Source organism: Nocardia sp. SSK8, from assembly GCF_037034205.1.
In the GTDB taxonomy this organism is placed as follows: domain Bacteria; phylum Actinomycetota; class Actinomycetes; order Mycobacteriales; family Mycobacteriaceae; genus Nocardia.
On the sequence record NZ_JBAGKD010000011.1, the window covers coordinates 72,957 to 86,012 of the forward strand.

Consider the following 13,056-nt stretch of genomic DNA (forward strand, 5'->3'; position numbering starts at 1 on the left):
TCGCGCCCCGCTTCGGGGCACCTGAACAAGGCGCCACTGGGTTGGCGCTGGTTCGTCGGCTCGGTGGTAGCCGCCTTCGTACTGACCTTCGCGCAGGCGCCCGGCCTCACCGTCGCCGACACCAAATACGATCTCGCGCAGAACCCGCTCGGTTTCCTCGCGCGGGCCTCGCATCTGTGGAACAGCCAGGCCCCGATGGGCCAGGTCCAGAACCAGGCGTACGGCTACTTCTTCCCGCACGGCACCTTCTTCTCCGCCGGTCATCTGCTGCAATTACCCGCCTGGGTGACCCAGCGCATCTGGTGGGCGCTGCTGCTGCTCGCGGGCTTCTGGGGCATCGTCAAGCTGTGCGAGACGCTCGGGATCGGCGCGCGCGGGTCGCGGGTGATCGCCGGTATCACCTTCGCGCTGTCGCCGAGGGTCCTCACGACACTCGGTTCGATCTCCTCGGAAACGCTGCCGATGATGCTGGCGCCGTGGGTGCTGCTGGCCCCGGCCGCGCTGGGCGTCGCACTGCGCGCGCGTGCCCGGGACATAGCGGCGGCGGACGACAGTCTCGGCGGCACATCGCCTGAGACACCTGGCGAGGTCGGCACGTCGGGGGCGGCGCAGATCGCGCAGGGCTGCGCGGTACCGGGCCAATCGGCCGGGGCCGTCCCGTCGACTTCCAGTGGCTCGGCGGTGCCGGGCGAGGCGGCCGGAACCGTCACGGTGGGGGCGGGGCGCGAATCGGCCGGGCAGGGCGGTGACGACGAGCCCTCGCCCCGGCGCGGTGGGGCGCTGTCGCCCGCCGGTAGCGCGCTCGCGCTGGCGCTGATGGGGTCGGTGAACGCGGTGGCGACGGTGGCGGCGTTCCTGCCCGCGGCGCTGTGGTGGGCCTCGTATCGGCCGAATCGGGCGTGGTGGAAGTTCACGCGGGCGTGGATTCCGCTGCTGGTGCTGGCCACGTTCTGGTGGGTGGTGCCGCTGCTGCTGCTCGGGAAGGTGAGTCCGCCGTTCCTGGACTACATCGAGTCCTCGGGGGTGACCACGCAGTGGGCCTCGCTGAGCGAGGTGCTGCGCGGGACCGACAGCTGGACACCGTTCGTCTCGCCCGAGCGCATCGCGGGCGCGGTGCTGGTGACCCAGCCCGCCGCGGTGCTGGCCACCGGGCTGCTCGCGGCGGCGGGCATGGCGGGGCTGGCCCGCAAGTCCATGCCGTACCGGGGCCGGATCGTGCTGATCCTGTGCGTCGGGCTGGCGGGGATCTGCGCGGGATATGTCGGCACGATGGGTGGCCCGTTCGCCGAATCGGTGCGGGTCTTCCTGGACGCGGGCGGCGCGCCGCTGCGCAATGTGCACAAGCTCGAGCCGCTGATCCGGCTGCCGCTGGTGCTGGGCCTGGCGCATCTGCTCGGCCGGGTGGCTCTGCCCGCCTCGGCGCCGCTGCGCCAGTGCCGCGCGGCCTTCGCCCATCCCGAGCGCGATCGGCTCGTCGCCGTGTCCGCGCTCGTGCTGGCCGCCCTCACGCTGGCGACCTCGCTCGCTTGGACCGGCAGACTCGCGCCGCGTGGCGCCTACGACGAGGTGCCGCAGTACTGGACCGATACCGCGCAGTGGCTGGCCGACAATGCCGCCGACACCCGCGCGCTGATCGTGCCCGGCGCGCCCTTCGGCAGCCAGATCTGGGGACTCACCCGCGACGAACCGCTGCAAGCCCTGGCCGAAACCCCCTGGGCGGTCCGGGATTCGGTGCCGCTCAACCCGCCGGGCACCATCCGCGCGATGGATTCCGTGCAGCGGCTGATCGCCGACGGCCGCCCGTCGACCGGGCTGGCCGCCACCCTGGCCGACCAGGGCATCGGTGTGCTGGTGCTGCGCAACGACCTCGACCCCGAGACCTCGCGCTCGACCCGGCCGATGCTCGCGCACGCCGCCATCGAGGGGTCACCGGGCCTGTCGAAGGTCGCCGAGTTCGGCGCGCCGATCGGGCCGCGTGCGTCCGACGAGGGGTTGGTCGTCGACAACGACCTGCTCCCGCCGTATCCGGCGATCGAGATCTACCGGGTCGAGGTGCCCGGGCCCGGCACGCCGGTCGAAGTGCGTAGCGGCACCGGCGCGCCGGCCGCCTTCCCCGGTGCCTACACCGTGCCGCTGGACCAGGTTCCCGTGGTCAAGGGCGGCCCCGAGGTGCTGGAGCGGGTCCGCCGGGATGCCGGAAACCCCACCGCGCCGGTACTTCTCGACGCCGACGCGCGCCGCGCCGGGCTCCCCCCGCGCCCGGTGCTGCTCACCGACACCCCGATGGATCGCGAAGCCGATTTCGGCCGGGTCGACAATCACAATTCCGCCGTGCGCTCCGCCGACGACGCGCGCCGCACCCACAACCTGGTGCCGGACTATCCCGTCGAAGGCGCGGGCCTGGTGCAGGGCGAATGGTCGGGCGCGAAGGTGACCGCGTCGAGTTCGGCCGCCGACGCCACCCAGATCGGCGGCGCGGCGCCCGGCAGTTCCACCGCCGCCGCCGTGGACGGCGATCCGAGCACCGCGTGGATCAGCAATGGCTCCGAACCCGCGCTCGGCCAATGGATCCGGATGGACCTGGATCAGCCGATCACCTCCGGCTCGCTGCGTTTCACCACCACCGCGGCCGCGCTGGGTGATCCGGTGAAGTGGGTCGAGGTGCGCACGCCGCGCGGCACGGTGTCGGCGCGGATCACCGAACCCGGTGAGCCGGTGGCGGTTCCGCTGCCCGCCGGGTCAACCGAATGGGTGATGATCACCGCCGCGCGCACCGAGACCGGCACGGCCGGTGGGCAATTCGGGATCAGCGAGCTCACCCTCGACGACTATTCGGTGCGCGAGGCGCCGGTGCGGGTGGATATCCGGCACCGGATCGTGCTGCCCGACGTGCCCGCGGGCACGGTGCCGACCAGCTGGGATCTCGGACAGGAATTCCCCGGGCGCAGTAACTGTTTCGACGGACCCCGACGGGTGCACTGCAGCAAGGGACTCGGCCTGCCCGCCGAAGAGCCCGGCGTATTCACCCGCACGCTGGCCGTGCCGGAACCGCTGACCGTCGGCACCGATCTCACCGTGCGCACCCGTCCCGGACCGGCACTCGAGGCCCTGCTCACCGACCCCGACCGGCCGGTCGCCCGGGGCAAGGCCGATGTCGCCGACCTGCGCGGCGCGGCCTTCGCGGCCACCGACGGCGACCCGAAGACCACCTGGACAGCACCGGAATCCACGGTGCGCGAACCGCTCGGCGGCAAACCGACCCTGGTACTGGAACTGCCCGAACCCGCGCTGGTCACCGGCCTCGACATCACCACCGCGCTCGGCGGCCTGCCCGCCACCGCGACCAGCGTCGTGGTGAACCTCGGCAATGGCCCGCAGGTGCGCGAGCTGCCCGAGCGCGAACACGGTGAGCCCGCTCGGATCTCGCTGCATCCGACCGTCACCGATCGGGTGGAGATCAGCATCCGGACCTGGCGTGAGGTCCTCGACCGCACGGCGCTCGGGTTCGTGCTCACTCAACCGCCCGGGCTCGCCGAGGTCGAGGTGCTCGGTCCCGATTATCCGGCTCCGGCGCCCGGCGACCGGTTGGTCACCATCGGGTGTGAGCAGGGGCCGGTGATCGCGGTCGGTGGGCGTGCGGTGCACACCACCATCACCGCCACTGCCGATGAACTTCGTTCCGGTGCACCGGTTTCGGCGCGCCCCTGCGAGAGCGACACCGCCGATATCGAGCTGCTGCCCGGGCACCCCGATCTCACCGTCGTCCCCACGGAGCTGTTCACGGTCGACCGTCTGCGGCTCCCGCGCACCGATCCTTATCCCGGTGCGCCCGCTGCCGACGACCAGGCTCGCGCGGATTTCCCCGCACAGGGCGCCACCGGCCCGGACCTACCCGGCGACTCCTCCGGAGCCCCAGAGCGCGCCCCCATCAGTAATGCCTCTGGGACACAGCTATTGGTGCTGCCACTCAGTACCAATGTCGGGTGGGAAGCACGGACCGCCTCGGGGACCGAACTGGAGCCGGTGGTCGTCGACGGGTGGCAGCAGGGCTGGCTGATCCCCGAGGGAACCACCGGGGAGATCACCGTCTCGTTCCCGGCCGACCGGTGGTACCGCCTGTCGATCTTCGGCGGCCTGCTGCTGTTGATTCCCCTTGTGCTGCTGGCGATTCCCCGCCGACGCCCACTCCCCGACTACGGCCCGCCCCCCACCACCTGGGGTGTGCGCTGGATCGGCGCGGTCGGGCTCACGGCCGCGATCTCGGTCATCAGCGGGCCGATCGGCGCGGCGTTCACCCTGATCGCCCTGGCGTGCAGCCACTTCCGTGGCGCGGTGACCGCCCGGACGCTGCCGTGGATCGCGGGTGCGGGCACGCTGATCTCGGCGGCGGCGCTGTCGACGGGTACCTGGCGCTCCGGAACTCCCTATATGGGTGGATCCATCTGGGCCCAGGCGCCCGCGGTCCTCGCCGTCATCGCGGTCGGGGTCGCGGCCCTCCCCCGCCGCCGGGACTGAATCGGAGAGCGTGAGTCGGGCACCCCAGACCGGTCCGGCGCGGAGAATCCGCTGGTCAGACGCGGTGAGAGGGCGGCCAGCGGTCAGTGGGTGGGCGTGGGCGACGAAGTGCGGGCGCGGCGGGCGGCCTTGGCTTCGGCCGCGCGCTTGTCCACGCGGCGGGCCCACAGGCGGGCCGGGTCCTCGATGAGGGCGTAACTCGCGGCGGCCAGGGGGAGCGTGCCGAGGACGGTGAGGATGAGGACGTAGGTCAGGTGGCCGTTGAAGGGCAGGATGGCGAAAACGGGGAAGACCATGGTGAGGACCACCAGGTGCCACAGGAAGATGCCATAGGACCAGCGGCCGAGCAGCGCGGCGGTGCGTGATTCCAGCCAGCGGTGCGGTTTCAGCGAGACGGTGCGCAGAACCAAGGGTGCGAGCAGGCCGAAACCGAGAATCATGCCGAGCAGCATCTTCACCGCGTACTGCCACGGCTCGGCGCGTTCGAGCCCGGCCGGGCCGCCGTACTCGGTCGCCGCCACCAGGAACGCCGCCAGCGCGATCCCCCACATGAGCAGCTGATTCGACAGCACACGGCCCCAGCGCGAGGCGGGCACGATCACGTGGATCAGCTCGGCGAGCACCATGCCCGCGCCGAACCAGGGCAGATAGCCGGGCAGCCAGTTGTCGGCGTGGATGGCGTCGGGGGTCGGCACCGGCCACAGATTCCAGGTGAGGCTCACCGCGATGAGCACGCCGAGCACCGGCACCCGCCAGCGCGCCGCGCGGCCGCGCAGTCGCACGAACATCCACGCCAGCAGCGGCAGCACCAGATAGAAGGCCATCTCCACCGACAGGCTCCACATCTGGGTGAGGCCGTCGGTGAGCGTCAGCGGGACGAACACCTGCAGCAGGAACAGGTTGGACACCCACACCCGCAGGTTCGCCGACTGCGCCGCGCTCGGCAGCAGGACCAGCACGAACACCACCACGACCCAGTACGCGGGCATGATCCGCGCGAAGCGGTGCAGCAGGTAGCGCCCGACCGTCGGCGCGGTGCCGAACCCGTGTGCGAGCGCCGCGTGCGGGCGCCACAGCAGGAACCCCGACAGCGCGAAGAACACCGCGACCGCCATGTCGAAACGTGCCAGGATCGGGCCGAGCACGGGGATGTGCCCGCTGCCGGTCTGGAACGCGACGTGCGTCAGCAGCACGCCGAGTGCCGCCATCCCGCGCATTCCTTCCAGAGCCGGAATGAAGGCGCGCGGCGGCGGAGCGGGAGCTGTGGCGATCGTCATCGAGGTCCAGTCTGCCGTGTCGGTAATTCCCTGGGCGAGCGTGTCGGCGATTTACCGGGCGCAGGGCCCCGGTCTGTGGGTGTGGGCTGTTAGTGTCGGGGCTCACGAGGGCCTGTGGTCGCACTACCAGACCGCCGGATGATCCGTGTTCGAACGACGAGGAGAGTTTGCATGGCACTGAGTGCCGGAACCAGAAGGACGGTTGCCTGCGTGCTCGTGGGTCTGGGCGCGGCATTACTCGTCGCCGCGCTGATGATCCCCACCTACACGGTGAGCAAGGTCGCCAAGACTCCGCTCGACCTCGAGATCACCACCATCGCCGAGAACCAGCCGGGTGAGGAGAGCCTCGTGCTCGACTCCAAGTCGCTGACCACCGGCGACGGTCCGGCCGTCGTGAACAAGGACGTGCCGCTGATCTCGCAGCGTTTCGTCACGGTCGAGGAGCCCTCCGACGCCGACGAGATGACGCTGCAGGCCGGTCAGACGCTGCGCCGCACCGACGTGCAGGGCGACACCGGGCTGCTCAGCGCCATGGTCGACCGCGTCACCATCTCGCGCACCACCGGCGAGCCGGTCGCGGCCGACCCCAACGGCTCGATCGCGGTCACCGTGGACAAGAACGGCAGCGTGATGGAGCCGGTGCAGCACACCGGCCTGGGCTACCGCTTCCCGATCGGCACCGAGAAGAAGACCTACCCGTACTTCGACATCAACGTGCGCAAGTCCTTCGACGCCAACTTCATCGAAGAGACCGAGATCAACAGCACGAAGGTCTACCGGTTCCAGATGATCGCGCCGGTCACCAGCACCTGGGACGTGGTGCAGTCGCCGACCAACCGGCTGACCCTGCCCGCGAACAAGTGGGGCGTGGGCGACGACGACACCCCGGTCACCATGACCCGCTACTACACCAATGTGCGTGACCTGTGGGTCGAGCCGCAGACCGGCACCGTCGTCAAGGGCGGCGAGTCGATCCACCTGTTCTACGCCCGCACCGCGGACAAGCCCGAGGTGACCGCGCTCAAGTCGCACATCGTCTTCGACGAGGCGACCATCGAGTCGCAGCTCGCCATCGCCAAGGAGAACACCGACAAGCTCTCGCTGTTCGGCCGGATCGTGCCGATCGTGTTCGGCATCCTCGGTGTGATCGCGCTGCTGGCCGGTCTGTTCCTCGGCCTGCGCGGCGGGGGCGGCACGCCCGCGCACGCCAGCCCGCGCGGTGGTCGCCCGGCGCCCACCCCGGCGCCGGAGCCCGAGACGGCCGCGTCGAGCTGGGATGACGACGACGCGCCGACCACGCAGTTCCCGCGTGGCGACTACGACGGTCCCACCGAGCAGATCGACACCAACAAGCGTCCCTGACGCCTCTGCCAACCCGACGGCCCCGGTCTTCATGACCGGGGCCGTCGGCGTTTCCGGGGCAGCGGATTGGTTGCGCTCGCGGTTTGCAGGTTATCCACAGGGGTTCGGGGGATGGTGTGTGGATGAAGGGTCCGCGGGTGGTCGCGCGGGGTGTCCTCCGGCCCCAACTGGGGGTTTGTGGATGAACTGGAGTTATCCACAGGCGGTTGTCCACAGGGTGCCGGTTGTGGATTGCTGAAGTGGGATTACGCGGTGACCGGTTCGCGCGGAGTGACGCGCGCGGCGGTGCGCAGGACGACCACCGCGACGATCGTCGTGGTGACGGCGGCGACCGAGACGGCGGTGCCGATCAGCGTCCCGATCGAGCGCGCGAAGGCGAGCATGAGGACCACTTCCAGCGCGAGCCCCACCCAGGTGACCGCGGCCAGCGCGGTCCGCTCCACGGCGATGGCCGAGAGCAGCGCGCCCTGGAGTACCGCCAGGATGGCGCCGTGCAGGGCGAACATCCACAGCAGGCCCTGGATCGGCGCGTAGTCCTGCCCGGCGAACAGCGGTGCCAGCGGCGCGGCCACCGCGGCACCGAGCACCGCGACGATGCCGATCACCGACAGCACCGACAGCGCGTCGCGGATGGCGCGCGAAGAATGCGCGGGCTGGGCCATGCGCGGATACAGCACCACACCGACGGCCTGTGGGAGCCAGAAGGCGATCTTGGTGGCGATGGTGCCGAGGGAGTAGCGGGAGGCGTCGACGTCGTCGAGGACTATGCGCACGACGATGAGGTCGGCGGAGGACAGGGCCATGAGGGCGGCCTGGACCTGGACCGCGCGCAGGACGGGCAGAACGCCGATGGCCGGACGGCGGGCAGGGGTGTCGGCGCTGGTGGGGATGGCACGGGCGATGCGGGCGGCGAGGGCGGCGGCGGCGATGATGCCCGCGGCCCCGGCCCAGAGGGCTCCCGCCGCGCCGCCGCCGAGGGCCAGGGCGACCAGCGCCGGGGCGACACGGGCGGTGCCTGCCATGGCGAGGACGACCGCCAGCTGACGGAAACGGTTGCTGCCCTGCAGGATTCCCTGTTCGCCGGACAGGATGACCAGCGCCGGTGCCGCGCCAAGCGCACCCGCGGCCGCCCACACCCCCACGTGCAGCACCCCGGCGACCACCGGGATCAACACCACCGCGACAGCGGCGACCAGCGCGGCGCAGCGCCACTGCATCGCGCGCACCGCCGACAGACTCGCCCCGCGCACGACCTCGCGGGCGACCACGTTCTGCATGGCCAGGGCGGGAACCGCGCACAGCAGCTGCACCGCCAACAGGCTGGCGAACTCGCTGTAGCCCGCGACGCCGAGCCAGCGCCCGGCCAGCAGTTGCAGCAGGTAACCGGCGACGTTGGCGGTCATCGCGCCAGCCGTCACCCACGTCAGATCAGCAACGACAGGGGGGCGACGGACCGAGGACACGCCTCATCGTCGCACCTGCTCGCGCGTGGCGGTACGACAACCCCGAAAATGTGAGTCCGACCGGACTCACCCTGGCGTGTCCGCCGCTCGAACCGGCATCCAATACAGCCGCCCGATCGACGCGATCACCAGACCCAGCCGGGTCGCCCCCGGTCTGCGCGCCGCGGGGCGGGACGTAAGGTGCAGGTGATGAGTAGTTCGCGCGCGAGGGCCTGGGTCGCCGGATACTGTGCGCTGCTCACTCTGATCATCGTCGGGCCGCTGGCGGGCTCGGGGTATCTGCTGCTGCGCGACGCGGTGAGCACGCCGCGCTCGTATCTCACCGACTCCGCGCTCGGGCTCGGCGCCGCCGCGCCGCGCGCGGTTCCGCAGGACGCGCTGCTCGCGGTGCTGTCGCCGGTGATCGATGGCGGCATTCTGGTCAAGGCGATTCTGATCGTCGCGCTGTGGGCGGCGGGTTATGGCGCGGCCGTGCTGGTCCGCCGGTTTCTCGACGCGGCGGTGCCCGCGCAGTTGGTCGCCGCGACCCTCGCGCTGTGGAATCCCTTTGTCGCCGAACGCCTTCTGCAAGGTCACTGGAGTCTGCTGGCCGGGTACGCGGCACTGCCGTGGACCGTGCTGGCGGCGGTGCGGGTGCGGCGGGCCCTCGCACCGGAGCGGCTCGGGGCCTGGGCCGCGCTGGCAGCGAGCTTCGCCGCCGCGGGGCTGACGCCCACCGGGTCGCTGCTGGCGGCGATCATCGGGCTGGCGCTGGTGGGTCGCCGGGCCTTGGTTCCGGCCATCGCGCTGTGGCTGGTGAGCTGCGCGCCGTGGCTGACCGCGACCGCCCTCGGCTCGGGGGCCGAACCGTCCGATCCCGCCGGTGTCGCGGCGTTCGCGGCGCGGGCCGAACCGTGGCTGGGCACGTTGGGCAGCCTGGCCGGACTGGGCGGGATCTGGAACGGCGAGGCGGTGCCCGCCAGCCGGACCACGCCCTTGGCGCTGGTCGCGACCGTTCTGCTGCTCGCCATCGTGGCGCTCGGGGTGCGCGCGGTGTGGGCGCGCGGACGCGACGGGCGGACCCTGCTGATCATCGCGGTGGTGGCGATCGTGCTGCCCGCGCTCGGCGCGACGCCGTGGGGGCTCGCGGTGGGCGAGTGGCTGGTGGTGCATGTGCCCGGGGCCGGGTTGCTGCGGGATACGCAGAAGTACGTGGCGCTGGCGATGCCCGCGTATGCGCTGTGCGCGGCGGCGGCATGTCAGTCGGGTGGCCGATGGTTCATCCGGCGCAGCGCCGACGGCCAGCCATCGAAGGACGAAAGCTCGCTGGTCGCAGCGTTTTTCATCGCGCTGCTCATCCTTCCCCTGGCCGATCTCGCGTGGGGCGTCGGCAACGAGATGCGTCCCGTGCGCTACCCCGGCGGCTGGGCACAGGCGGTCGAGAAGATCGACGGACCCGGCGACGTAGCCGTCCTCCCCGGCGGCATGTTCCGCCGATTCCCCTACAGCGGAACAGCTCCCGTCCTCGACCCCGCCCCCCGCATCCTCCCCAACGACGTCCTGCAAACCGGTGAACTCCGCGTCCGCGGCTACGCCGTCAACGGCGAGGGCAACCGCGCCCGCACCGTCGAAGAAGCCCTCCTCGCCGGTGCCCCACCCACCACCCTCGCCGACCTCGGCGTCGGCTGGATCCTCGTCGAACGCACCACCCCCGGCCCCCTCGGCGACGCCGAGAAAACCCTGGCCGCAACCCAACTCGTCCACACCGACGACGACCTCGCCCTCTACCGCGTCCCCACCCCCACCCTCCGAGACACCGCCACGCCTACCCAACGGCACCTCTCCACTGCGGCCCACCTCCTCTGGGTCACCCTCCTCCTCACCGCCCTACTCACCACTACCCTCCGCCGCCGCTGACCCCGAAACGGCGTGCCCTCCCCCGGTGCGCCACCGCATGTCACCGAACATTGCCGAGCCAGCAGAACACCGGTGCGATAGCAGTCGAGCAGTTGTCGGTCGACCTCACCGAGATCGAACCGATCGAGCGGCGGGCTGATGCCGTGCTGGGTGGCTCAGCAGGGCGATTACGGCCCGGACGGTGGAGGACCTGTTCAGCAACTGAGGGTCAGTGCTGGGCGGGAGGAGCTACCAGACCGGTCTTGAAGGTGCCCGTGGCGGCCGCGGAGAGGACTTCGTAGACGCCGGAGCCGGTTTGTTCCCAGGAGAACTCGTGGGCTCTGGCCCGGGCCTTCTCGCCCATGACCTGGCGGGTTTCCGGGTCGGCGAGGAGGTCGGCGGCGGCGGTGGCGAGAGCGGGGGCGTCGTCGACGAGCAGGCCGGTGACGCCGTCGACGATGGAGTCGGTGAGGCCGCGGGAGCTGCGGTAGCCGATGGTGGGGACGCCGTGCTGGGCGGCCTCGATGACGGCCAGGCCCCAACCTTCCTTGCGGGAGGGCATCACGTGCACCCACGCGGTGGACAGGATCTCGTGCTTGCGGCGTTCGTCGACGTGTCCGTGGAAGGTGACGGCGTCGGCGATGCCGAGGGTGGCGGCGCATTCGCGCAGGTTGGGGGCCCACCAGCCGTCACCGATGACGTCGAGGTGCACGTCGGGGAACTGCTCGCGCAGGTGCGCGACGGCGGTGAGGGCGTCCTCGATCTGCTTGTGTGGAACCAGGCGCGACAGCACCGCGACGCGGGGGTGGGTGGCGCGGGTGGTGGCGTCACCGGGGGTGACCTCGGCGGGCACCGGCTCGGCGCCGTTACGGACGACAGCGATGCGCTCTCGGTCGACCCCGAGCACGGCCAGTTCCTCGGCTGAGGGCAGCGACACCGTGAGGTACTGGTGGTCGCGGTGCACGCGCGGGGACAGCCTGGACTCGATCCACCAGCCGATCCGCCCGACCAGCTTGCCCGCCACCGGCCACTGCTCGCGGTGCCCGTGGTGCACCAGCACCACCGAGGGCACGCCGGTGGCACCGGCGAAGAAGGGGATGCCGTTCTGGGTGTCGATGACCACGTCGGGCCGGATGCCGCGCAGCGGGCCGATCCCCAGTCGACCGGCCAGCATGGCGGCCAGCGCGCGCGGGTAGACGGTGAAGCGGCCGCCCGCGCGACTGATGTCGATCCCGTCGACGCGCTCGCGGCGCGGAGCACCCGGATAACCGGCCGTACGCAGGGTGACCTTGACCCCGCGGGCCGCCAGCTGGGCGCCCACCTGCTCCAGGTACCGCTCGCTGCCCCCGCCCTGCGGGTGCCCCGTGTCACGCCAGCACAGCAGGAGGACTTCACGCACGGTCGGGCTCGCCTTCGGGTCGGTTTCGGACAGACGTCGGCCCCCACCCTAGCGGAGTGTGTTCTGCACGACAGAGATGCGCGGCCACTATCGCCGCAGAGTGTCCGGCGGTGAGCCCCGCGCGGCGAGCCCCTAAACTCCTGCCGTGCCGACCGCATCACTGCCGAGAACCGCGCAGCCCGTCCAGCGACGCGAGACGTCGCGTTTCGCCCGCCGCGCGACCCTGCGCCGCTCGCTGCGCCTGCTCACCAGCTTCCGGTTCGAGCAGTCCGACCCCGGCCGGTTCTACGGCGGCATCGCCACCGACAGCGCGGAGCTGATCGGCGACTTCTACGCCGACAACACCGGCCGCGACCTCACCGGCACCGTGGTGCTCGACGTGGGCGGCGGCCCCGGCTACTTCGCCGACGAGTTCAGCGCCGCGGGCGCCCGCTACGTCTCGGTGGAGCCGGACCCCTCGGAGATGCACGCAGCGGGCCTGCGGGTGGCAGGCTCGGTGCGCGGCTCCGGGATGGCACTGCCGTTCCGCGACAACGCCTTCGACGTCTGCTTCTCGTCCAATGTCGCCGAGCACGTGCCGTATCCGTGGGTGATGGCGGAGGAGATGGTGCGGGTGACCAAGCCCGGCGGCCTCATCGTGTTCTCGTACACGGTGTGGCACGGGCCCTTCGGTGGTCACGAGACCGGGCTCTGGCACTACCTCGGTGGCGAGTACGCGGCGCGTCGGTACCGGCGCAAGCACGGATACGAACCGAAGAACAGGTTCGGCCGGTCGTTGTTCGCGGTGTCGGCGGCCGACGGGCTGCGCTGGGCGGCAACGACTTCAGCCGATGTTCGCACGGTGTTCCCGCGCTACCACCCGCGCTGGGCGTGGTGGCTGGTCCGCGTTCCGGTACTGCGCGAGCTACTCGTCAGCAATCTCGTCGTGGTGGCGACCAAGTAGCGTTCAGGCCAGCCAGCTCAGCCGCCGCGTGCGGCGCACCGGCGCGGGCAGCGCGCTCGCCCACGGCGATTCCTGGATGGCGAGACCCACTGTCTCCAGTGTCGTCAAGCCGACTTGATCGGCGAGCATTCCCACCTGCGCGACCGCCTCAGCGGCCTGGATGGCGGCAGTTGCCTGCTCGATGGTGAGTGTGCGGCCGGGCAGGAATGACACAACCCATCC

Annotated in this window: 8 protein-coding genes; 4 read left to right on the forward strand and 4 right to left on the reverse strand. The window is 71.3% G+C overall.

Annotated features, from left to right (window positions below):
• Positions 1–21: 21 nt before the first annotated feature.
• A complete protein-coding gene (locus WA675_RS20255) occupies positions 22–4,515 on the forward strand; it encodes an alpha-(1->3)-arabinofuranosyltransferase (RefSeq protein WP_336086366.1) in 4,494 nt (1,497 codons plus the stop codon).
• A gap of 83 nt (positions 4,516–4,598) precedes the next feature.
• Here WA675_RS20255 and WA675_RS20260 read toward each other — a convergent pair whose 3' ends face one another.
• A complete protein-coding gene (locus WA675_RS20260; protein WP_336086239.1) occupies positions 4,599–5,792 on the reverse strand; it encodes an acyltransferase family protein in 1,194 nt (397 codons plus the stop codon).
• A 171-nt stretch (positions 5,793–5,963) separates the two neighbouring features.
• On the opposite strand from WA675_RS20260, the gene WA675_RS20265 reads away from it, so the two are divergent.
• Positions 5,964–7,154, forward strand: coding sequence for a DUF3068 domain-containing protein (locus WA675_RS20265; RefSeq protein WP_336086240.1), 1,191 nt, complete (start codon positions 5,964–5,966; stop codon positions 7,152–7,154).
• 245 nt (positions 7,155–7,399) lie between these two features.
• On the opposite strand, the gene WA675_RS20270 is transcribed toward WA675_RS20265, so the two are convergent.
• Complete coding sequence (locus WA675_RS20270) at positions 7,400–8,557, reverse strand: polysaccharide biosynthesis protein (RefSeq protein WP_336086241.1); 1,158 nt, start codon at positions 8,555–8,557, stop codon at positions 7,400–7,402.
• A 249-nt stretch (positions 8,558–8,806) separates the two neighbouring features.
• Between WA675_RS20270 and WA675_RS20275 the strand changes: the two genes are divergently transcribed.
• Positions 8,807–10,513 (forward strand): hypothetical protein, encoded by a 1,707-nt coding sequence (locus WA675_RS20275; RefSeq protein WP_336086242.1) that lies wholly within the window; start codon positions 8,807–8,809, stop codon positions 10,511–10,513.
• 208 nt (positions 10,514–10,721) lie between these two features.
• On the opposite strand, the gene WA675_RS20280 is transcribed toward WA675_RS20275, so the two are convergent.
• Entirely contained in the window at positions 10,722–11,891 is a 1,170-nt protein-coding gene (locus WA675_RS20280) for a glycosyltransferase family 4 protein (RefSeq protein ID WP_336086243.1), read from the reverse strand.
• 145 nt (positions 11,892–12,036) lie between these two features.
• Between WA675_RS20280 and WA675_RS20285 the strand changes: the two genes are divergently transcribed.
• The gene (locus WA675_RS20285) at positions 12,037–12,834 is read left to right on the forward strand and encodes a class I SAM-dependent methyltransferase (RefSeq protein WP_336086244.1); all 798 of its coding nucleotides are present in this window, start codon (positions 12,037–12,039) and stop codon (positions 12,832–12,834) included.
• Between the two features lie 3 nt (positions 12,835–12,837).
• Here the strand turns inward: WA675_RS20285 and WA675_RS20290 are convergent, their stop codons facing one another.
• Positions 12,838–13,047 (reverse strand): hypothetical protein, encoded by a 210-nt coding sequence (locus WA675_RS20290; protein WP_336086245.1) that lies wholly within the window; start codon positions 13,045–13,047, stop codon positions 12,838–12,840.
• Positions 13,048–13,056 lie beyond the last annotated feature (9 nt).